The organism is Bizionia sp. M204 (assembly GCF_023205095.1).
GTDB classification, from domain to species: Bacteria; Bacteroidota; Bacteroidia; order Flavobacteriales; family Flavobacteriaceae; genus Algorimicrobium; species Algorimicrobium hallyeonense.
In genome coordinates, this window is sequence record NZ_CP046242.1 from 1,038,954 (window position 1) to 1,061,055 (window position 22,102).

The following is a 22,102-nucleotide window of genomic DNA, read 5'->3' on the forward strand; positions in this document are numbered from 1 at the left end:
CTTTAAGATTTTTGCTTTAACTTATAGTGCACTTGAAGCAGTTGAGCAACCACACTTATAGCAATTTCTTTTGGTGTATCGCCTCCAATATCTAATCCAATAGGACAAACGACATGGGTCATACCATCCGGAATATTCATGTCTTTAATAAGCATGTTGTTAAAGCGGACCTTTTTGGTTTTACTGCCAATCAATCCCAAAAACTTGGTGTCTTTTAATAAAGCCATACTTATAATGTCAAAATCAATGGCGTGATTATGAGTGAGCACTAAAACATAACAATTTTCTCCCCACATTACCGCATCAGCAAACGTTTTGAAATCCGTTTCAGATACCTGGCATGTTGAAATGCGTGAATCTAATTCCAAATTAGAAAACCAATCGGTTCGTGAATCGATTAGCGTAACGTTAAATGGCGTGCCAATTAGTAATTTGGCAATCTCAACACCAATATGGCCTGCGCCAAACAAAAATAAGTTGGGTGATTGGTTCATAGGTTCTATCATAAATTCAACTTTTCCGCCACAGCATTGTTCAAACTCGGGTCCTAAAGTATAGCTGGATTCTATAATTCTATTTTCATTGAGTGCGGTCATGGCTTCTTTGGTAGCCAAAAACTCCAATTTGCCACCACCAATTGTTCCATACAGTTCTTGGTTGTTAGTTATAATCATTCTGGAACCTACCACACAAGGCGTTGACCCGTAACACTTGGTTACAGTAACAAAAGCAACAGGTTGTTGCTTTTTTTTAAATTCTGATAATAGTTCAATCCAATTAGTCATAGCTCATTAAATGAGACTTTAAAAGTAAGACTTTTTTAGTGTAAATTCTACAGTAGCAAGATCGGCTTGTTGTAAACCTGTTTTTTTTATGATTACTACTCAAGATTATGATGTTTTTTATAAGCAACCTTTCACAAAACATTAAGCTAACTAATTTGCCACGTTTCAGAACAAAGGACTACTTTTGCCCTTTGTTATCCGTAGGTCATTTCATGGCGACTGATAACAATATTTTCGAGATTTCGAAAGCAAGTGACTGCATTTTAAAAACTATGGGAAAACTAGACGAAAACGGATTGAATAAAGCCTCACGAATATGGTTACTCGTGGGAATTTTATTCATTGCCGTAAATTTAAGGCCTGCACTTTCAAGCATTGGACCATTAATCGATATGATTAGACAAGATGTTGGACTTTCTGAAACCTTACTAGGCTTACTCACTACGTTACCATTAATTGCTTTTGGTGTTGTTTCTACTATTACGCCCTTATTTACAAAGCGTTATGGAATTGGTAATACACTACTCGGCTCATTAATTTTATTGGCTGTTGGAATTATAATTCGCTCCATTGGCGGTGTTTTCGAATTGTATTTGGGAACTGTTTTTTTAGGAATTGCCATTGCTTTTGGAAATGTGTTAATTCCTGCCATGATAAAAAGAAATTTTCCGCATAAAGCCGGATTAGTTACCAGCTTATACTCTGGAATCATGTCACTAGGTGCTGCTTTTGCAGCCGGTTTAAGTGTGCCATTAGCTATGGAAATGAATTTAGGCTGGCGAGGCTCCTTGGGCGTTTGGGCCGGTTTAGCAATTATAGCAGTAATCATTTGGGTGCCTAACTTGAAACGGATTAATCGAACAGTTCCCAACCGAAGTTTTAAAGAGGCCATGAAGAAATTAAGTGGTTCCAAGTTGGTTTGGAAATTGGCTTTGTATATGGGGCTGCAGTCCTTTGCCTTTTATGTTATTTTAGCCTGGTTACCCGCCATACTTATGGATCGTGGTTATGATGCTTCTTATGCCGGTTGGATGCTTTCTTTATCTCAAGCTACAGGAATTATTGGTGCTATTTTTATTCCTATTTGGGCCGGTTCACGAAAAGATCAACGCTTGGTTATTGTATCTTTAATTATTGTTGAAGTCATTGCAATAATTGGGCTTCTGTTTCCAGAAGTTGGTTTAACAGAAATCTGGGTTGGTCTTATTGGTATGGTTTTAGGTGGCACTTTTGGTTTGGCCTTGCTATTAATTGTGTTGCGCTCAGATGATGCCGAAACAGCTGCTGAATTGTCTGGAATTGTGCAATCAATTGGCTATTTTATCGCAGCAACAGGTCCGTTTATTGTGGGTGTTATTTATGATATAACAGATATGTGGAGTTATGCGTTACTATTACTGGTGTTAATTTCAATCATTAAATTGGTAATGGGTATTGACGTTGGAAAGGACAGAAAGGTGTAACTGGAACTAACAGATTAGATTTTTTAGAGATGAAATTTGCCTCTACGTCATAAATAGTTCATAAATCAGTCAAAAGCAACAAATAATATCATAAAAACGTGCCATAAAGACGTTAATTATTGGTGGTATGTTATTTGATGTTTTCTAGTTGAAACCCGCATAACGAATTTATTTCCTATGAAAACAAAACAAACAGCATATTCAATTTTAGACCTCGCATTAGTATCTAAAAATCATACACTCAAACAAACCTATAATAACGCCTTAGAACTAGCTCAAAACGCAGAAACCTTTGGCTATACACGCTATTGGTTAGCAGAACACCACAATGCGCCTAATATTGGAAGTAGTGCAACAGCTGTATTAATTGGTTACGTGGCTCAAGGAACCAAAACCCTTCGTATAGGTTCTGGAGGCATTATGCTACCCAATCATTCCCCATTAATTATCGCCGAACAATTTGGAACTTTAGGGTCTCTGTATCCAAACCGTATTGATTTAGGTTTAGGAAGAGCGCCAGGAACCGATAGGGAAACAGCACAAGCCATCCGTTCCGATTTTATGCAAGCAGCGCATTCATTTCCAGTTGAATTAGAGAAATTGGAACAATACTTTTCTTCTGAAAATTCAAAATCTAAAGTTCGCGCTACAGTCGCCGAAGGTGTAGATGTACCACTTTATATTTTAGGTTCTAGTACAGATAGCGCTCATTTAGCAGCCAAAAAAGGTTTGCCTTATGCATTTGCTAGTCATTTTGCAACAACCCATTTGTGGGATGCCATTGAAATTTACAGAAAGGAGTTTCAACCATCCAAAACATTACAAAAACCATATGTTATGGCAGGTGTTAATATTATTGTAGCCGATACAGATGAAGAAGCACAGCGCCTTTCAACTTCATTAATCCGTATGATTTTGGGTATATTTACAGGGAAACGCGATTTTGTGCCGCCACCAACAGACATGACTGCTGAATATGAAGAGATATTACAGCATCCGCAAATCCATCAAATGTTGAAATATTCTTTTATTGGGAGTAAAGCGACTGTCAAAGCGCAAGTGAAAGAATTTATGGAAAAAACCCAAGCAGACGAACTGATAGCTGTGACCAATATTTATGATGGGAAAGACAGAATCCGCTCATATGAGTTGTTTGCGGAAATTATGAAGGAATTAAACGAATAAGAATGTCAATAGAAGCTAATCCTTATAAAAGTGTGATTATCTTTGCCCAAAAATAGAGTCATGTTAAAACAGTTTTCAGATTTAGGATTAAATATTCAATTGCAAAAGAGTTTACTTGCTTTAAAAATTTCCGAACCTACGGATATACAAAAAAAGGCGATTCCTATAATTCTCAATCAGAAGGATGATGTGGTTGTTTTGGCAAAAACTGGAACTGGTAAAACAGCGGCTTTTGGCTTGCCATTACTACAGTTAATAGATACGAAAAACGACACGGTTCAAGCATTAATATTAGCCCCAACACGCGAATTAGGGCAACAAATTTTTGCGAATTTAGAATCCTTTGCGGCAAACAGTCCAGATATTTCTATGGCTTCCGTTTTTGGTGGTATTCCTATAAAACCACAAATAGAACGTTTACAAACACCAACACATATTGTGGTGGCAACACCCGGTCGTTTGGTTGATTTAATCAAACGTGGTGCTATTTCCATTAAAAACGTTTCCTATTTGGTGTTAGACGAAGCGGATGAAATGGTGAGTGCATTAAAAGACGAAGTAGACACTATTATAAAAGACATTCCAAAAACAAGAAGAACCTTATTGTTTACAGCAACCATGCCAGGAACCATCAAGCAATTGGTTCAAAATTATATGTCCAAAAAAGTGGTGCATATAGAAGCTGATATGGCAACGGTTGGTCATCAAGGAATCGATCATCAATATGTGGTGGTGGAACCCATTGAAAAACTGGAAGTTTTACTACATTTTTTGAATTCAAAAGAAGGCGAACGCGGAATTATATTTTGCAAAACCAAAGCTGCTGTAAATAAACTGGCCAAAAAACTAGCCATTAATAAATTTTCATCTGGGGCTATTCATGGGAGTTTAACCCAGGGAATTCGCGACCGGATTATGGGTCAATTTAGAGAAGGCCATATTGATATTTTAGTGGCAACCGATTTGGCTGCTCGTGGTATTGACGTGAAAGAAGTAGCTTATGTGGTAAATTATCATTTACCAGACACCTATGATGCTTATGTGCATAGAAGTGGACGAACGGCTAGGGCAGGAGCCACAGGACTTTCATTAAGTGTGATACAAAAAGATGAAATAGAAGACATTCCAGAGTTCGAAAATGAATTAGGGATCACTTTTCATGAATTTAAAAAAGCAGACGCCCAAAGTATTGAAGAAAATAACGGATTAATTTGGGCAAAGAAAATTTTTAAAACCAAACCGAATCGGGAGGTATCTGAAGATTTTAAAGCCAAGATCAAAACCATCTTTCATCATCTAACCAAAGAGGAATTGGTCGATAAAATATTGGCAAATTATTTATCGGAATCGGGTGCCGAAAATATGAAAGTAGAAACACCAAAAAAGTCGAAAAAGAAATAGTTATTTGCTTGTATAGCTATTCAAAATATAATTTACAATACACTATTTAACTTATTTTTTCAACTCAAATATTCCATTTTTTGATATTTTAAAACATAGATAATATAACAATGTTTATATAAATGCAAAATCGGCCTACCGAAAATTTATCGTAAAATCTGAAATATAAACACCGTGAAATTTTAGGCTGTTTGAGCAAGAAAAATTTTTGAACCGAGGAATGTTTTTAATGCGAGTTCCTAAAATTTAGGTGTCGAATGATAAATTTAGATATAGATTCGTAAGCCTAGACTTTTTTGTTTCTTTTTTTCTCAATGAAAAAAAGAATAAAAGATTAGGGAAGCTTAATGATAAGTATTTATCTAATTGACAATTAGGGGCTCCAACGTTTCCCAAACGGTATTCGCAACAATCTTATGACCCTCCACATTTGGGTGAATCCCATCATTCTGATTGAGAGAAGCAATACCACCAACATCTTTCAAAATAAAAGGAATAAAGGCAATGTTATTTTGTTCAGCAACATCAATAAAAAGCTGTTTAAATTCCGTGGTATAGTCTTGTCCCATATTGGGCGGTAACTGCATGCCAGCCAAAATAATAGTGGTTTCTGGACTTTGTGCTTTAACCACATCTATAATGGCTTGTAAATTAGATTTCGTTTCGGTCAGAGCCACCCCTCGTAACCCATCATTTGCACCTAATTCTAATAGAAAAATAGAGGGCTTTTGTTTAATTACCCAATCAATTCGGCCTCTTCCACCTGCGGTGGTTTCACCACTTACACCAGAATTAATGACGGTATAATCTAAATTTAAAGAGTCAATACGTTGTTGTAAAACAGCTGTGTATCCATCATTTACATCATCTAAACCGTAACCTGCCGTAATACTATCACCAAAACACAAAATGGTTTTAGTGGTACTTTTAGGTTCTGGTGTGGTTTCGGATTGTTCAACCGTTTGTTGCATTTTAGGCGTGTTTCCAGTTTTAGCGTCACCACAGGAAACCACCAAAAGCGCCAAAATAAAATAACAAAACTTTATGAGTTTATAAGGGCTTGAGGTTGGCAGAACTGAATTCAATTGAGTATTTTGGGCATTGGACATGAGTCGCTATTTTAATTAAAAATTTATATGTCAAAGATATTAAAGATTACTGGTTTAGAAAAGACATATACCAGTGGTAACAAACAATTAACGGTCTTACATGATATCTCTTTTGAAGTTGAAAAAGGACAAACCTTTTCAATCGTTGGACCTTCAGGAAGTGGAAAAACCACTTTGCTTGGCATTTGTGCTGGTTTAGACCAACCAAATGCTGGAACTGTGGAATTATGTGGGCAGGATTTAAGTAGCCTAAATGAAGATGAACGCGCCCAATTACGAAATAAGGAGGTTGGATTTATTTTTCAGAATTTCCAATTACTACCAACACTTACAGCTCTTGAAAACGTGAGCGTACCTTTGGAGTTGCAAGGATCAAAAGAAGCAACTACAAAAAGTATGACTTTATTGGAAAAAGTAGGTTTAGGAGATCGTGTTCATCATTACCCGTCACAATTGTCTGGAGGCGAACAGCAACGTGTCGCTTTGGCGCGCGCTTTTGCAAATTCACCTTCTATTTTGTTTGCTGATGAACCTACGGGGAATTTAGATGACGAAACGGGAGAAAAAGTCATTCAGTTGTTGCTGGATTTAAACAAAGAAAACGGAACGACTTTGGTCATAATTTCGCATGACTTGGAATTAGCCAATCGAACCCAACAAATTCTACGCCTTAAAGGTGGAAAAATAGTAACCAATCAATTGACTACGGCATAGTGAATAACTCCAAATTTAACTCAAAATTACAAGTAGCATGGCTTTTTAAAATGGCTTGGCGCGACGCTAAAGCTAGCAAAGTACGCTTGCTATTATTTATGGCATCCATTATTTTGGGTATTGCTGCCGTTGTGTCCATTCAATTGTTTAGCACCAACTTAAAGGACAATATCCAAAGCCAGTCTAAAACCTTAATGGGAGCCGATTTTATTATCGATTCCAGACAAGTACCTACAGAGCGCGCAAAAACCATTATCGATTCCTTGAAACCAGATGCATCAGAGGTTAATTTTGTCTCTATGATTGCTTTTCCCAAAAATGGCGGTTCCAAATTAGTAAAGGTTCGGGGCATGCAAGGCGATTTCCCTTTTTATGGTAAAATAAAATCAGAACCAGCTACGGCTGCCAGTGTGTATCAAGAATCAGGTGGTGCTTTGGTAGATGCCACCCTGTTATTACAATTCAATATAAAGCCAGGTGATTCTATTAAGATTGGTGAGTTAACACTGCCCATTGCTGGCGCATTAAAATCCATTCCAGGAGGTTCAGCTATTGCCAGTTCGGTTGCACCACCAGTGGTGATTCCGTATCGTTTTGTTGAAGCTACGCAATTACTACAGTTTGGAAGTCGGAAGGAATATCAATATTATTATAAAGCATCAGATACGCTCAATTTAAAACGACTTGAAAATAAATTAGAACCTATTTTAGATTTAGAAAATGCGGACATCAAATCGCATACAAGTAGCACAGAGCGTTTGGGTAGGCGCTATGATAATGTAGGGAAATTTTTGAATTTGGCCGCTTTTATAGCTTTGCTTTTAGGTTGTATAGGAATTGCCAGTTCGGTCCATATTTATATCAAAGAGAAATTAAAAGCCATAGCCATTTTAAAATGTATGGGGGCTTCTAGGCTTCAAAGTTTTTTAATTTTCCTTATTCAAATTGCTGGCATTGGAATTATCGGTGGATTAATTGGCTCTATAATTGGTGCGGCGTTGCAAACCGTTTTCCCCTATCTTTTAAAAGACTTTTTACCCTTCACCTTGGAAATATCCATTTCGGTACAGCCTATTTTAATTGGTGTGTTTTTGGGTTTATTTATGTCGGTATTATTTGCATTATTGCCATTATTGCGTACGTGGTATGTGTCGCCTTTGGATGTACTGCGTGTGGATGAAAATGCATCACAAGAACCACGAAAAATTCGATTTTTAGTATTTGGAGCTATTCTAGTGTTCCTGTTTTTATTTTCACTTTGGTTGATTAAAGATGCACTTTATGCAGCCGGTTTTGTGGTTGCAACCGTTTTTACTTTTACCATGTTAGCCTTGGTAGCATTAGGTTTTATTAAAACCATAAAACAGTTTTTTCCAAAACACTGGAGTTTTACAGCACGCCAAAGCTTACTTAATTTATTCAGACCCAATAATCAAACCGTGGTATTGGTGGTGGCTATTGGTTTGGGTACGTTTTTAATTAGCACCTTATATTTCACGAAGGATATTCTGTTGGCAAAAACAGAAGTCGGACAAGCCTCTGAAAATGCCAATATCATCATTTTAGATGTGCAGCGCGATCAGCGTGAAGCCGTTTCACAAAACATTACGGACAAAAATTTGACAGTACTAAATAATTTAGCGTTGGTAACTATGCGCATGCATAGTATTAAGGGCCGGTTGGTAAATGACATTCGTCAAGACAGTACGCGGCAAATGCGAGGTTGGATTTTAAACCATGAATTTAGAACCACCTATCGCGATTCCCTAATAGCATCAGAAGAATTGTTGGAAGGCGAGTGGACACCACAATTAAAACCGGGTGACCCTATAGTCATGTCCATTTCTGATAATCTGGCATCCGATGCCAAACTGTCTGTTGGTGATGCCGTTGTATTCAACGTTCAAGGTGTTTTAATGGAAACAACCGTAGGCAGTATCCGAAAAGTCGATTGGTCTCAAATGCAACTCAATTTTTCCATCGTATTTCCGGCAGGTGTTTTAGAACAAGCGCCACAATTTAATGTATTCACAACCAATGTGCCAGACGAAACGAGTTCCGCAGCACTACAACAGGATTTAGTGGCTAAATTCCCGAATGTATCCATAATTGATTTACGCCAGATTTATACCGTTATAGAAGATATTTTAGATAAAGTTTCATGGATTATTAACTTCATGGCATTTTTCAGTATTCTTACGGGAATCATTGTATTGATTGGCTCCGTTAGAACCAGTAAATACCAACGTATTAAGGAAAGTGTCTTACTCCGAACGCTTGGCGCTAAAAACAAACAAATTCTGCAAATCACGGCTTTCGAATATGTCTTTTTAGGACTTTTAGGAAGTTTGGTAGGAATTATTTTGGCACTAGTCAGCAGTTTGTGTTTAGCCATTTTTGTTTTTAAAGAACCCTTTGTGCCATCAATAATTCCGTTTTTGGTGTTTTTGCCAGGTATAACCTTATTGGTTTTAGGCATTGGCTTAAGCAATATTCAAACAGTTTTACGAAGTTCGCCTTTAGAAGTCTTACGACGGGAAGGGTAGACTTCATAATTTGCTATTAATTTTGTAACTTATCATTATAATTCAATTTAAAAAACATGCTAAATATATTGTCATTACGTTTTCAAATTCCCACACAATCTCAAAACCCAGGAGACAGTGGTACTATTGATTTATCACAACCCTTTGATTTAATTGTGTATATCATCTTACCTATCTTTTTCATAATCATTTACTTTTTATGGAAACGGATGAAAAAACAGGATAAGAATAAACAATAAAGAATAACATATTAGGCCATCTCAATCAAGGGTATTCTCAACTTCAGCAATAATCTTTGACACCAATCCCGGTAAAGATTTATGCAATTCAGTTAAAACAAATCAACAGCAATCCATATATTATTGTGAATAATTAAAAAGATAAAACAATGATAAAACCAAGAGAAAAAACACCGGATTTGCATATTAGTTTAGTCAACAATACCACATGGAAATTAAGCGAGCAAGCGCCAGAAAATTTCACCATGATACTATTTTATAGAGGGAAACACTGCCCAGTGTGCAAATCCCAATTGGAAGAACTTCAAAAAAAAGAGAGTAAATTTACCGACCGAGGTGTAAACTTCATAGCCATTAGTTCAGACACACAAGAAGTTGCCAAAGAAACCTATAACGATTGGGATATAGCCGACATACCATTGGGTTATGGACTTCCTATAGAGGAAGCAAGAAAATGGGGATTATTTATATCAAAAGGTATTAAAAAAGAACCTGAACACTTTACAGAACCGGGTATTTTTATAATAACACCGGATCAAACTTTATATTGGGTGTCCATCCAATCCATGCCGTTTGGCAGACCAAGTTTTAACGACATATTAGGCGGAATAGACTATATTTTAAAAGAAGGCTACCCAGCCAGAGGAGAAGCTTAATACACAGTTTATGGTTGTCCCATAAATAGAAGACAAAACGAATACTAAATATAAAACCCATAAAAGCAGCATAACTGTTTTTATGGGTTTAAAAATAAGAAAGGTTTGGTTTATAGTAATAGGTGTATCCTTACAACCCGTTTTATGATCTTTAGGAAAATCGGTCAAATAGAGAGGCAGAACGGAATTCCAAAGTTCAGCGCAGATTATATCAAGAAAACACCAACCACATCTGGTTAATTAACCAGCACATCAGGAGTCCCCATTTAAATATTCAGAAAAATGAAATATTGATATACCACCAAAACAAATAGCAAAAAGTCACTAAAATTCCATTATCTTTAGCATAAACTAAACAAGCCCAAAACCCATTAAAACATGAAGTATCTCCAATTCCTATCTTGCTTATTTATCTTATTTGCATGCAGTTGCAATGAGGTTAACCCAAAAGGAGAAAAAGAGATCCGTGCCTTTGTTAAGCAGTGGAACGAAGCCCATACACAATTAAAGTCGCCTTATCTTGATAAGTACTATATGGCAGTCGTAACCTATTACGGCAAAGAGCGTACCCGAACCCAAGTACAAGAAAGTAAAAACAGCTTATTTCAACAATTTCCAGATTATACACAACGAGCTTTAAATGACGAAATGGTCATTACAAAAGAGGCGGCCAACTATTTAGTAACCTTTACCAAACAAGTTTCCTACAGCGGGATTGAAGCCCAGTACACCTCATTTTTGTCAGTGATGTATAAAAATGGTGAGTTCAAAATATTACGCGAAAATATTGCTGAAAATACCCACGATTTAGATACGCGTATTTTCCCAAGTTCCTTGGATAATAAAGTAATCCAATCTAAAACAAGAAAGCTGTATGGCGATTTTAACGGCGATGGACTTTCAGATTATGCAACGGTTATTTCGCCGGAAATAATTACCTCAAGTAGTCCAGTAGAATGCGAAGGCGGCTGCAATAGTGTCATTATGTTTAGCCATAAGGATTTAAACCCTATTACCATCCAAGGTGCTTACAAATCGCAATTAGAAAATCTTAAGGATTTGAATAATGATGAAGCAGACGAAATTGGTTTCTGGGATATTAAACCAACCTCCAAAACCCTATATGTTTATGATGCTACCAATAGCAGGTTACTTACCGAACCAGTTGTAATTAATACTACCGTACACAAAAACCTGAAATTGATTGATGTTTTTAAGAAAACTGGACCCAATAAAATTACCGTAACACATAGTGCACAGGATAATGGAAAATGGATTTTAAAAACGGAAGTTATTATATTGGATTAAGCTAGGCGGACTTATACATTTCATGGAGTAAAGCGTCTTATCTGGTTTTCAGCGAAAGCGAAAAACACTTTTTAAACGCTCAACTTGTGATAAATGAGTTGTAGTCTAGGAGGGAAGTACACCATGTTCAGCATGCCAATTAACTGCCATATAGTTTGTTAATCTGGTTTTTGTAGGTTTGACCAATGGGTATTTTATGGTCGTTGATTACAATACGATTGCCTTCAATAAACTTAATTTTGCCAATGGAAACCAAAAACGATTTATGAACCCTTAAAAAGTTGGAAGCCTCTAGCAAGGTTTCATAATACGATATTTTCTCATGGCTTACAATCATGTCATCTTCTAAAAACAGTTTGGTGTAGTTGCCATAAGCTTCAATGTACAACAAGTTGTCTATAGCTATTTGGTGCTGCTTTTTGTCACCTTTTACAAAGAATTGTTTAGGGCTGGTTTCAGAAATTGAAACGTCTTCACGTACCAATTTTGGGGTTTGAATAGTATTTGATACTTTATTTACAGCTGTCACCAATCGATCAAAGCTAAACGGCTTTAAAATATAATCTACAACGTTTAACTCAAACCCTTCAATGGCATGTTCCTTATAAGCTGTGGTAATAATGGTTTTGGGAGGATTTGTAAGCGTTTTTAAAAAATCGAGGCCTTTAAGTTTTGGCATATTAATATCCAAAAACATAAAATCCACAGTGTTTTCGTTTAAAAACTGCATGGCTTCCATGGCATTATAACAATGCTTTTCCAATTGTAAATGTGGTAGCATACTACAAAATTCTTCAATAATTTCATGCGCTAAAGGCTCATCATCTATAATTATGTATTTAAGCATGTTTGGAAATTTTTAAAGTGGATTTATAGATAGCACCTTCAATATAATTATTGAGTTCGTGCTTTTTGGGGTAAAGTAAGGATAATCTGCGTTTTAGGTTGGCAAGCCCAATGCCTTTAGTCTGACTCATCTCTTTGGAATCGAAATTATTTTCAATGTTAAAATAGATAGCGTTATCATCTTCATACAGGTGTATATGAATGAATGCATTTTCTGAAAGCGTTTCAACACCATGTTTAAAGGCGTTTTCCAATAGAATGATGAATAGTAAAGGAGCTATTTGCAAATCGGGATTGACATCATGCTTAAAGGACAGGTCCACAGATTTTTTATACCGAATTTTATGCAGCTCCATATAGTTTTTAAGGTATTCAATTTCATCACCCAGTTTTACGGTTTCTTTTTCACCTTCGTAAATGGTATAACGCATCATATCAGATAATTTCAAGATAACATCTGGTGCTTGTTTGGAGTTTTTAATGGTTAAAGCATACAGGTTATTCAAGGTGTTAAAGAAAAAATGGGGATTTATCTGACTGCGCAATAAGGACAATTCTGTTTTGGATTTTTCTGCTTTTAAGTTTTGAATCCATTTCCATTGTTCAAAAACCCAAACCAAGAACAACACAGGTATGGGTAAAAAGAAGATAAAAAACGGAAGCTCTTCTTTAATTTTCAAATAGGTTTCCAAATCGCCAGAAAACAATCTCAAATACAAAAAATACAAAAATAACGGCGTGTAAATAAAGGCTATTAATGTCCAGTATTTTTTAATGAATGTCGGGATTAAAACATAGGCAAGACCAATCCAGAATCCTATTAATAAGCTAAAGGTTATGGGGTTATCTGGAACCTTCATGGAACTATCTATTACTAGCGCAATAAAAAAGAGTGCTACTAAACCTAAAACCCTAAAAACCGTTTTCTTTTTTTCCTTAAGGTAGGTATAATAATGAAAGGGCAAAGCCAGGATAATACCCCAAAATATGGCATAAAAAACAATCTCAAGGGTTTGGTTTTCTGGCAGAAGAAGGAACCCAATATAATCCAACATATAAAATATGGGAACTATAAGCAACAACCCAATAAGAAAGGCTTTGTATTTTTTTATAAACTGAAACATAGGTCAAAAATACTTATGTTATCCCGTCTTCACAACTATTTGTACCAACACCATACTTTTTAATATAAACGCGATCTTTTTTTATATGAACCCCATTTATAGGGTTTTGCATAGTGTGTAACAGCGTTATAATTTGGTTTGTCATCTATACTTTAAGAACCTAAATCAGGTCTGTATGTTTGTGATAACATTTACATCCAATTAAAAAACAAACAGACAATGAATACCTTACAAATTAATAATCTTACCAAGACCTATCCCAATGGTGTCAAAGCTTTAAATGGAATTACTTTGGAAATAACCAATGGCATGTTTGGTTTGTTGGGTTCCAATGGCGCAGGAAAATCATCACTCATGCGCACCATTGCTTCTTTACAGGAACCATCTTCAGGAAGTGTTTTATTTAACAATATAGATGTGGTTAAACACCCTCATGAGATAAGAAAGCAGCTTGGATATTTGCCTCAAGAGTTTGGGGTGTATCTAAAAATATCTGCTGAAAAATTATTGAACCATTTGGCGGTTTTAAAAGGCATCATCAATCATAAAGAACGAAACGCACAAGTCACGGCACTTTTGCAACAAGTGAATTTATACCAACACAGAAAGAAAGCTGTCCATACATTTTCCGGTGGTATGCGCCAACGTTTTGGTATCGCACAAGCCTTATTGGCCAATCCACAATTGATTATTGTGGATGAACCCACAGCTGGACTGGATCCAGAAGAAAGCAATCGCTTTTTAAACCTATTGAGTGAAATAGGCGAAAACGTTATTGTTATTCTTTCCACACATATTGTAGAAGATGTAAAAAACCTTTGTCCTAAAATGGCCATACTTGCTGATGGTGAAATTATATCGCAAGGAAATCCTACGGATTTGGTTAAACATATTGAAGGCAAGATCTGGACCAAAATAATTCCTAAAAAAGACGTTGACAGCTACCAAAAAACGTTTGATGTAATCTCAATAAAACTAGTTTCTGGAGAAACACAAATCCGTGTATGGTCTGAACAGCAACCAGAAATTGGGTTTGAGCCTATCGTACCAAATCTAGAAGATTATTATTTCGCCACATTGTATAATCACAACAATTTAAAAGGCTAAACCATGTTTAAAAAAATACTACAATTCGAAGCTTTTTATCAATTAAAACAACGCGCATTCCCCATATTTGCACTCTTGTTTTTAGCATTGGGCGTGTTTGTTGGCCGCCAAGGTCATGCGCCAACAGGAATTCATTTTAATGCGCCATTTCAAGTGTATTTTTATACCAGTCTTTTTACTTTAGGGAGTGTTTTTATCATAATGTTTTTTGCTGTAAGTGCCATGCTTCGGGACAAACAGCACCAAATGGAGCCTTTAATATATAGCTCATCCATTAAAAAAAGCCATTATTTTTGGAGTCGTTTTTTAGGGACGTTCATGTTTAGTGTTCTGGCTTTTGCACCTTTTCTGTTAGGGTATTGTTTAGGGCTACATTTGTCTAATTTAGATGCGGAACGCATAGCAGATTTTAATTGGTTAACCTATGTACAGCCCTTTCTGTATATGGTAATTCCCAACATCTTTATTTGTTCAAGCATCATCTTTTCTGTGTGTACGCTAACCAAAAACAGTACGGCAACCTATGTGAGTGCAGTGTTTGTTTACACACTCTATTTTGTGAGTTCCATCTTTTTAAATTCACCATTACTGGCACAAGCAGTTCCGGCTTCCCCAGAAAGCATGGCTATGGCTGCTGTAGCAGACCCGTTTGGAATTGCTGCGTTTTTCGAGCAAACACAGTATTGGACACCATTTCAAAAAAACACACAGCTACTGTCTTTTTCAGGCTTGTTTCTTTTAAACAGGCTTGTTTGGATGCTTGTTGCCTTAATAGTGCTTTGGGCTACCTATCAATTGTTTTCATTTAGAAAGCTAACAAAAAAAGTTAAAAAAGAACCTAGCATTAAAAATGAAGAACAACGGCCAGTAGCATATAAAACAGTCAAGACATACTATAATTTTAAGGGACAAAGTTTGGCTTTTTTATCCTTGCTAAAAATGGAATTAAAACATGTTTTTAGAAGCTTGCCATTTATTGCCGTACTCATTATGTGGCTTTGTATTGTTTTTTCGGAGTTATATGCAACGGTTGTTAGTGGTGGTGAATATGGTGTACCCATATATCCGTTTACCAATCAACTTATAAACCTAATTGTGGATCCCTTAAGCATTTTTAGCCTAATAGTAATCATCTTCTATAGTTCAGAAATTGTATGGCGGGAGCGTAGCTTAAGTTTTAATAGTATTATTGATACCACTCCAGCAAAAAATGGAGTGTTCTTTCTTTCAAAGTTTGCTGCCTTATTACTGTTACCTATTATCTTAATAACATTAGGGATTTTAATGTGTCTGACATTCCAAATCAGTTTGGGTTATTCAAATTTCGAATTCGGTTTATATGCTTCCCTCTATTATCATTACGGCCTTCAGCTAATGGTATTTTGTATGATAGCCTTGTTTGTCAATAGCTTGGTTACAAATAAATACCTGGGCATGGGTATCTTCGGACTCATGGTGCTTTTAAGTTTTAAATCCAACCTAATAGGGCTGGAGCATCCATTAACAAGCATAGGGTATCTGCCAAGGTTACAATCCAATAACATGGATGGTTTCAATGCCGTTTCCAGCTTATTCAATCATCTCGCTGTATATTGCTTCGCTTTGGGATTGCTCTTGGTCATCATTTCTTTTAAAATATGGCATAGAGGCGTAGTGGCTACGTTTTCCCTAAAATGGAAACAGTTAAAACAGGATTGGTCCAAACTGCAAAAATTGGCTTTTGCATGTTTTACACTAGTATTTATGGGCTCTGGGAGTTTGGTGTTTTATAATACAAATATCGTGAATGATTATGTAACGCAAAGCGAACAATTGGATTTCCGTGAGAACTATGAACGACAATATAAAAAATATGATAGCTTGGAAAGCTTGGTTCGTACAGCTGTAAAAACAGAGGTTGCCATCTATCCAAAAGAACGACGCTATACGGTTAACGCGCATTACATGCTGAAAAACAAAAGTGAGGCACCTGTAGCAGAATTATTCATTACAGAACGAATCCCGTTAGAAAACATTCGTTTGAAAAATGCCAATCTGGTGTTTCATGATAGCGTTTACCAAACCTATTTGTTTAAGTTCAACAAACCATTGCAACCTAACGATTCGGTAGCACTTTCGTATCATCTGAAACATGAATTAAAAGGGTATGACACAGATGTTTCCATTGTAAACAATGGGACGTATATCAATCGTTTTAGCAATTTCGAACCTGTTTTGGGCTATACTTCCGGATTAGAAATCACGAATCATATAGAACGCAAAAAACGAAATTTACCAGAACGTGAAGCAGAAAACAATTCAGATGCACACATGGTTATGGAAGACATCAAATTTGAAAAAGTAACTTTCGAAACCATCATGTCAACCGATAGAGACCAAACCGCCATAAGTTCGGGACAGTTACTAAACCAATGGACTGAAAATGGCAGGAATTATTTTCACTACAAATCAAAAGATAAAATCATGCCAGCCATAGGATATTTTTCAGCAAACTATAAAACAAAACAAGTAGTGCACAACGGCATTTCCATAGAACAGTATTACGATGCTAATCATGATTTTAACATCAAAGACATTGAAAACAGTGTCAAAGAAACATTAAACTATTGTCAGGAACATTTTGGAACCTACAATTTTGATTATGTTAGAATTGCAGAAGTACCTGCACATTGGCCCTTTGGAGGCTTTGCGCATCCAGGTGTTATCAGCATGGTGGAGGATAGGCTGTATTTAAAAAATGTCAGCCATCCAGAAACCTTCAACTTGGTGGCAAAACGAACCATTCATGAAGTAGCCCATCAATATTGGGGGCACACCTTAACGGCAAAACCAGTGGCAGGCGCTTCTTTGTTTGTCGAAGGATTTGCCAAATATACAGAAGCTGTTGTTATGGAAAAACTGTTTGGCAAAAGCGCCATTTATCAATTAAATGAAAATGCCAGAAGCAGGTACTTTTCAGGGCGTTCGTTTGCAAACACTATAGAACCACCTGTCTACAAAGTATCAGGACAAGGTTATATTTCTTACGGAAAAATGTTAACCACATTGCTGGCCTTAAGGGATTTAATAAGCGAAGAAAAGCTGAATCAAGTTATAAAAACCATAACAGACAGACACAGAAATAGCAATAAATTGGAAGCCAATACCATTGAGTTTTTAAACGAGGTTTACAAAGTCACAGCCCAAGAACACCATGTGTTGGTTGATGATTGGTTTAAACGCGTCATTACCTACAATTTAAGTTTGGAGAAAGGGTCTTACCGTCCATTGGAAAATGGAACCTATGAAGTTTCGGTAATTGTTAAAGCAAAGCGTTTTCAAACTTTGGATACAGGGGAAATTAAACAAATTCCTATTAATGAGCCTATTAAAATAGGGGTTTTTAATACGCATCAATCCAAAATAAAGGATGATAATGCACTGCTGTACTATCAATCGCATACCATCAATAAAGAAGAAACAGAAATAAAACTAATTGTTAACCAATTACCTAAATACATCTCTATAGATCCTTTTGGAACACGTTCGGATGAGAATGTTGTAGATAATACTTTTAGGTTTGAATAGAATACAGAAACGTATATGAAAATACTTTAGTTTCTTAAAAAATTTTTTTCAAAACTTTCTTCTGCAATGTTAATGAACACTCTATATGCGACAAGCCTGTATTGAGCGAAGTCGAAGTATAGGAGGGAAGTGGAATGTGTTTGAAGGAATTAACTAAATTAATTGCTTTTTTTAATTCAATAATTATATTTTAGATGGATAATTTCATCGGCATATAAATATGAACAAAAAAAACATCATTGATACAATAGATAAAGTTGGAGACTTATCGAAACTAATAGAAGATTTATTAGTTAAAATGGGATTGGAAAATGTAAATAGAGTTTCAGAAAATCTAATTGAAGCTACGCAGAAAACAGCTCTTAAAAATCAAAAAATATATTTTTTAATTACTTTAAGTGAATTGAATGGTAAAGTTGAAGTTCTAGATGAAAGAATCAAAAAAATCAATTCTAAATACGACCAATTATATGTTGTTACTTCAAATGGTAAACTCTCAAATTATTTTAAAGGTTGGTTAAATAATGAAAACCCAAAGGCAGTAATTGAATATTGGAGTAGAAAAGAAGTAATTGATAATATAAACGATTATTATGAAGACTATTGGTCACATAATGATACGTTTTTAAAACCGTATGAAATTAGTTTTAATGATTCAATTCAAGCAGATAAACATCTAAAAAGTTTATTAAAATTAGATGATAAATATGATAAGTTATTAGAAATATTTATTGAGCCAAAATTGTATATATACAAAGAAGATTCTGAAACAGAAACATTAACAAAAAGTAGAGTAAACAAAGATAAAATTGTCAAATCTGGTAATTATATCCTTTCAGGAGAAGCGGGTACAGGAAAAAGTACATTGCTCAAAGAAATAGGGAAGAAACTCATTGAGAAAAATAAAGAATTAATTTTTAAGAATATACCTGTATTAATTAAAGCTAGTAGTATTCTTGAATCAAAGTTTAATATTAAAACAATTTTAGATAAAGAGTTACTAAAAATATATGAAGAATTTGATATCGAACGAATTTACAATGAGTATCAAATAATTTTGATAATTGACTCTATCGATGAATTTGAACGAGATAACCAACTGAAGGTTCTCAATGAAATTCATGGTTTAAAAGAAAATTTTGAAATTCGTTTTATTATAGGAACAAGAAATTACGATTATCTGGTAGAAGGTTTTAAATTAAATGACCACATAAGAGTTAACTTAAGCAATTTTGATATGAATCAAGTTAAATTGTTTTTGGATAATTTTTTTAGATTTAATTTAGAAAAATCAGATAAACTATGGGTTACGCTACATGATAATAATATACTAGAAAAAATACCAATAACGCCTCTGACTGTATCACTAATTTCTATACTTTTTGAAGAAAAGCAATATGAAATTCCAGCTACAATAACTGATATATATGATAATTTTAATATTTTTTTATTAGGAAGAACATCTGTAAAGTCTAGTCTTGAATTTCTTGATATAACAATTAAAGAAAGAATATTATCAATTTATGCGGTTGAAATTATTGAGGATCCAAATAATACAAGAAAATCTATTGAAGAGTTTGAAACATCAATTAAAAAATTTTTTAAAGGAAAAAATATAACTATTAAAGATAACGTCTATCCAGAACTTCTAAAATCATTAACACAAGGGACTGGTGTTTTATATGTGGATGAAAATGGTAAAATAGATTTTAAGCATGACTATTTTATGGAATATTATGCTTCAAGAGAAATTTTTAATCAGAGACGTGATTTAGTGCCAACACTAATTGAAAATTTTACAAAATTTAGTTGGCAAAACACCGCAATATTTTTTACAGGTAGGACTAAAGATATGCCAGATTTTTTAAGAGATTTATTGTTAAGGGTTGATAAATATACTGAACTAAAGGATGAGTTAATTGCATCTTCGGGTTTAGGCTATATTTTACAATCTTTGTGGCTTACAGATTCTGATTTAAGAAAAGATGGTGTAATTAAATCATTGGAACTTTTAATAAAAGCTGACCAAGATGTTAAACGACTTTCATCAACTTTACCAATATTTAAAAATTTAGGAGATACTGATATTGCATTAATGAATTTCTTTTGGTTCTTCAATCATTTTAATTCTAAAACCCTTGAAGACACTTTGAAGTTGGCATTTGACCATTTAAGCGAAGAGTTAAACAAAATTGAGGATACTGGTTTAGTTAGTGATATAGTTAATTTAAAATATAAACTATTTTGTATAGGAGCAACTTTAACATCCGATAAATTTGATAAAAATGACAAATTGGATTTATTTTATTCAAGAAAAAACACTCTTTCAAATCCAATTTTCGCACTGTTATTTGATAATGGACTTGATATTATTGACCCAAAAAACAAAGATGAATTAAAAGATAGATACAAGTTAAAAAGCCGACTTCAGAAAATGCAAAAAGGTATCAAGTATTATCTTGAAAATGGTGTTGATGTTACTAGGTTTACAAGTTTAGAAGCAATTAAGCCTATTAAAAAAGTAGAAATATATACCGAAGGAAAAACTGATGCAATATATATGATGCAAGCTTTTAAAGTTTTAACAGGAAATACAGAACCTTATTGGAACGTGGAATCATGCGAAATAAAAACTAATAAAGATGAAGGTGGAACACATGAATTAGCTAAAACATTAAATAATATAGCTAAAGAAATGGATAATGGAAAATATCAAGATAAAACAATTATAGGTGTTTTTGATAATGATGCCTCTGGGCATCAAGAGTTTAATGGTTTTAAAAATGAGGATTATGAAATATTTAAAACTGGAGTTGTAAAAAAACATAAGACAAAAAATATTTATGCCATTATTTTACCAATTCCAGAAGAATTGGCAAAATATAACCAAACCAAACAAGAGTTTAAGTTTTTTGAAATTGAACATTATTTTGAAGAAGAGTTTTTAGAGAAAAATAAAATGCTATCTAAATTAGAGATTGATGGCCTTTTTGAAATAACAGGAAGTAAAGGCGGTTTTGCTGATGAAATCAAAACGATTAATGAACCTGAAATATATAAAAGATTTGAAAATCTATTTTTTGTTATTGATGAGATAAATGATAAAAAAGTTGACTATTTCTAATTCTCTCTTGGCTTAATAAAGTTTTATTTAAAATAATAGGTAAAATGAGCGTTCATATTTTAGGCTATACAAATACAATGAACCTGAAGATGATTGTATTTGGATGCAATACCTTACTTAATGTTAGTTTCAAATAGTATTTAGCTAGAAATGTCTACTATTTTCTTTACGCCAAATAGTCTAAAATATAGCGTAACGAGCCGTAATTGTTTCCAAAATTATAGTCAGCCTTGATTATTTGGTTCTTTTGTATCAAGACAAAAGAATGAAATAACCTTTTTATTCCAATTCAACGAAGTCTTAAACCAAGTATATTAACAATCTAAAATTCTCAAAAGTAAAAATACGCACGCTACCGCAGTATTATAAATTAAAACCAAACAAAAAACCCACTCCAGAACATCCAGAGCAGGTTTTTAATAAGCATACCGTAGCAAACAGGAATAACCTCAAAATAGAGGAGAGGCAAGCTATTGAAAAAGCAGCTATAACAGAAGGTATGGAAAGTGGTATTAGTGATAAATCAGTTCCTGATATTATGAAAGACGTTGAAGCACGGATGAAAGCAGATGGGATATTATAGCGTTTTGACAAATACAGAATTTTTAGTAATACATACGTTATAAAAAAAATATATATATTTGTAACTAAATATTAGTTGCAACGTCTAATACAATATCAAGTGGCAAAAATTGATAAACTCATATTAAAAATTCAAGCAAACCCGAAAGACTTTACTTGGGATGAATTAAAAAAGGTTTTATCACATTTTGGTTATGAAGAAATGCCACAAAAGGGAAAAACTGGAGGTTCAAGAAGAAAGTTCGTAAATAATAAAAAAGAGGTGATTAGTTTACATGAGCCACATCCAAAGAAAATAGTAAAATCATATGTTATTAAACAAATTATAGAACATTTAAACTTGTAA

The 22,102-nt window shown here is 34.5% G+C and carries 17 protein-coding genes; 12 read left to right on the forward strand and 5 right to left on the reverse strand.

Annotated features, from left to right (window positions below):
* Positions 1-2: 2 nt before the first annotated feature.
* Complete coding sequence (xdhC, locus tag GMA17_RS04675; protein ID WP_248399636.1) at positions 3-785, reverse strand: xanthine dehydrogenase accessory protein XdhC; 783 nt, start codon at positions 783-785, stop codon at positions 3-5.
* Between the two features lie 272 nt (positions 786-1,057).
* Between xdhC and GMA17_RS04680 the strand changes: the two genes are divergently transcribed.
* The 3 genes from GMA17_RS04680 (at position 1,058) to GMA17_RS04690 (ending at position 4,834) form a co-directional block, all read left to right on the forward strand.
* Entirely contained in the window at positions 1,058-2,248 is a 1,191-nt protein-coding gene (locus GMA17_RS04680; protein WP_248399638.1) for an MFS transporter, read from the forward strand.
* A 177-nt stretch (positions 2,249-2,425) separates the two neighbouring features.
* Positions 2,426-3,433 carry an LLM class flavin-dependent oxidoreductase gene (locus GMA17_RS04685; protein ID WP_248399640.1) on the forward strand — a complete coding sequence of 336 codons (1,008 nt, stop codon included), beginning with the start codon at positions 2,426-2,428 and terminating at the stop codon, positions 3,431-3,433.
* A 60-nt stretch (positions 3,434-3,493) separates the two neighbouring features.
* The gene (locus GMA17_RS04690) at positions 3,494-4,834 is read left to right on the forward strand and encodes a DEAD/DEAH box helicase (protein WP_248399642.1); all 1,341 of its coding nucleotides are present in this window, start codon (positions 3,494-3,496) and stop codon (positions 4,832-4,834) included.
* A 362-nt stretch (positions 4,835-5,196) separates the two neighbouring features.
* On the opposite strand, the gene GMA17_RS04695 is transcribed toward GMA17_RS04690, so the two are convergent.
* Complete coding sequence (locus GMA17_RS04695; RefSeq protein ID WP_248399644.1) at positions 5,197-5,943, reverse strand: arylesterase; 747 nt, start codon at positions 5,941-5,943, stop codon at positions 5,197-5,199.
* A gap of 27 nt (positions 5,944-5,970) precedes the next feature.
* On the opposite strand from GMA17_RS04695, the gene GMA17_RS04700 reads away from it, so the two are divergent.
* From GMA17_RS04700 to GMA17_RS04720, 5 genes are all read left to right on the forward strand, one after another.
* Positions 5,971-6,657, forward strand: coding sequence for an ABC transporter ATP-binding protein (locus GMA17_RS04700; RefSeq protein WP_248399646.1), 687 nt, complete (start codon positions 5,971-5,973; stop codon positions 6,655-6,657).
* Between the two features lie 50 nt (positions 6,658-6,707).
* Positions 6,708-9,203: an ABC transporter permease gene (locus GMA17_RS04705; protein ID WP_248400615.1), complete on the forward strand. Its 2,496-nt coding sequence runs from the start codon at positions 6,708-6,710 to the stop codon at positions 9,201-9,203.
* 56 nt (positions 9,204-9,259) lie between these two features.
* Positions 9,260-9,442, forward strand: coding sequence for an adenylosuccinate synthetase (locus tag GMA17_RS04710; protein ID WP_248399648.1), 183 nt, complete (start codon positions 9,260-9,262; stop codon positions 9,440-9,442).
* Between the two features lie 149 nt (positions 9,443-9,591).
* Positions 9,592-10,098 carry a redoxin domain-containing protein gene (locus tag GMA17_RS04715; protein WP_248399650.1) on the forward strand — a complete coding sequence of 169 codons (507 nt, stop codon included), beginning with the start codon at positions 9,592-9,594 and terminating at the stop codon, positions 10,096-10,098.
* A gap of 378 nt (positions 10,099-10,476) precedes the next feature.
* Positions 10,477-11,406 carry a hypothetical protein gene (locus GMA17_RS04720; protein WP_248399652.1) on the forward strand — a complete coding sequence of 310 codons (930 nt, stop codon included), beginning with the start codon at positions 10,477-10,479 and terminating at the stop codon, positions 11,404-11,406.
* A 139-nt stretch (positions 11,407-11,545) separates the two neighbouring features.
* Here the strand turns inward: GMA17_RS04720 and GMA17_RS04725 are convergent, their stop codons facing one another.
* Genes GMA17_RS04725 through GMA17_RS15380 form a run of 3 tightly spaced genes read right to left on the reverse strand, consistent with a single transcriptional unit; the run spans position 11,546 to position 13,521 of the window.
* Positions 11,546-12,253, reverse strand: a complete 708-nt coding sequence (locus tag GMA17_RS04725) for a LytTR family DNA-binding domain-containing protein (RefSeq protein ID WP_248399654.1) — start codon at positions 12,251-12,253, stop codon at positions 11,546-11,548.
* The gene (locus tag GMA17_RS04730) at positions 12,246-13,376 is read right to left on the reverse strand and encodes a sensor histidine kinase (RefSeq protein WP_248399656.1); all 1,131 of its coding nucleotides are present in this window, start codon (positions 13,374-13,376) and stop codon (positions 12,246-12,248) included. Before GMA17_RS04730 ends, GMA17_RS04725 begins: the two co-directional genes overlap by 8 nt.
* Positions 13,377-13,389: 13 nt before the next feature.
* On the reverse strand, positions 13,390-13,521 hold the full coding sequence (locus tag GMA17_RS15380) for a hypothetical protein (protein ID WP_256476163.1): 132 nt from the start codon (positions 13,519-13,521) through the stop codon (positions 13,390-13,392).
* A 74-nt stretch (positions 13,522-13,595) separates the two neighbouring features.
* Between GMA17_RS15380 and GMA17_RS04735 the strand changes: the two genes are divergently transcribed.
* The 4 genes from GMA17_RS04735 to GMA17_RS04750 all read left to right on the forward strand — a co-directional run bounded on the left by GMA17_RS04735 (position 13,596) and on the right by GMA17_RS04750 (position 22,102).
* Positions 13,596-14,483 carry an ABC transporter ATP-binding protein gene (locus GMA17_RS04735; protein ID WP_248399658.1) on the forward strand — a complete coding sequence of 296 codons (888 nt, stop codon included), beginning with the start codon at positions 13,596-13,598 and terminating at the stop codon, positions 14,481-14,483.
* 3 nt (positions 14,484-14,486) lie between these two features.
* Complete coding sequence (locus GMA17_RS04740) at positions 14,487-18,050, forward strand: M1 family aminopeptidase (protein ID WP_248399660.1); 3,564 nt, start codon at positions 14,487-14,489, stop codon at positions 18,048-18,050.
* A gap of 220 nt (positions 18,051-18,270) precedes the next feature.
* Positions 18,271-21,174, forward strand: coding sequence for an NACHT domain-containing NTPase (locus GMA17_RS04745; protein WP_248399662.1), 2,904 nt, complete (start codon positions 18,271-18,273; stop codon positions 21,172-21,174).
* A 682-nt stretch (positions 21,175-21,856) separates the two neighbouring features.
* Entirely contained in the window at positions 21,857-22,102 is a 246-nt protein-coding gene (locus tag GMA17_RS04750; RefSeq protein WP_248399664.1) for a type II toxin-antitoxin system HicA family toxin, read from the forward strand.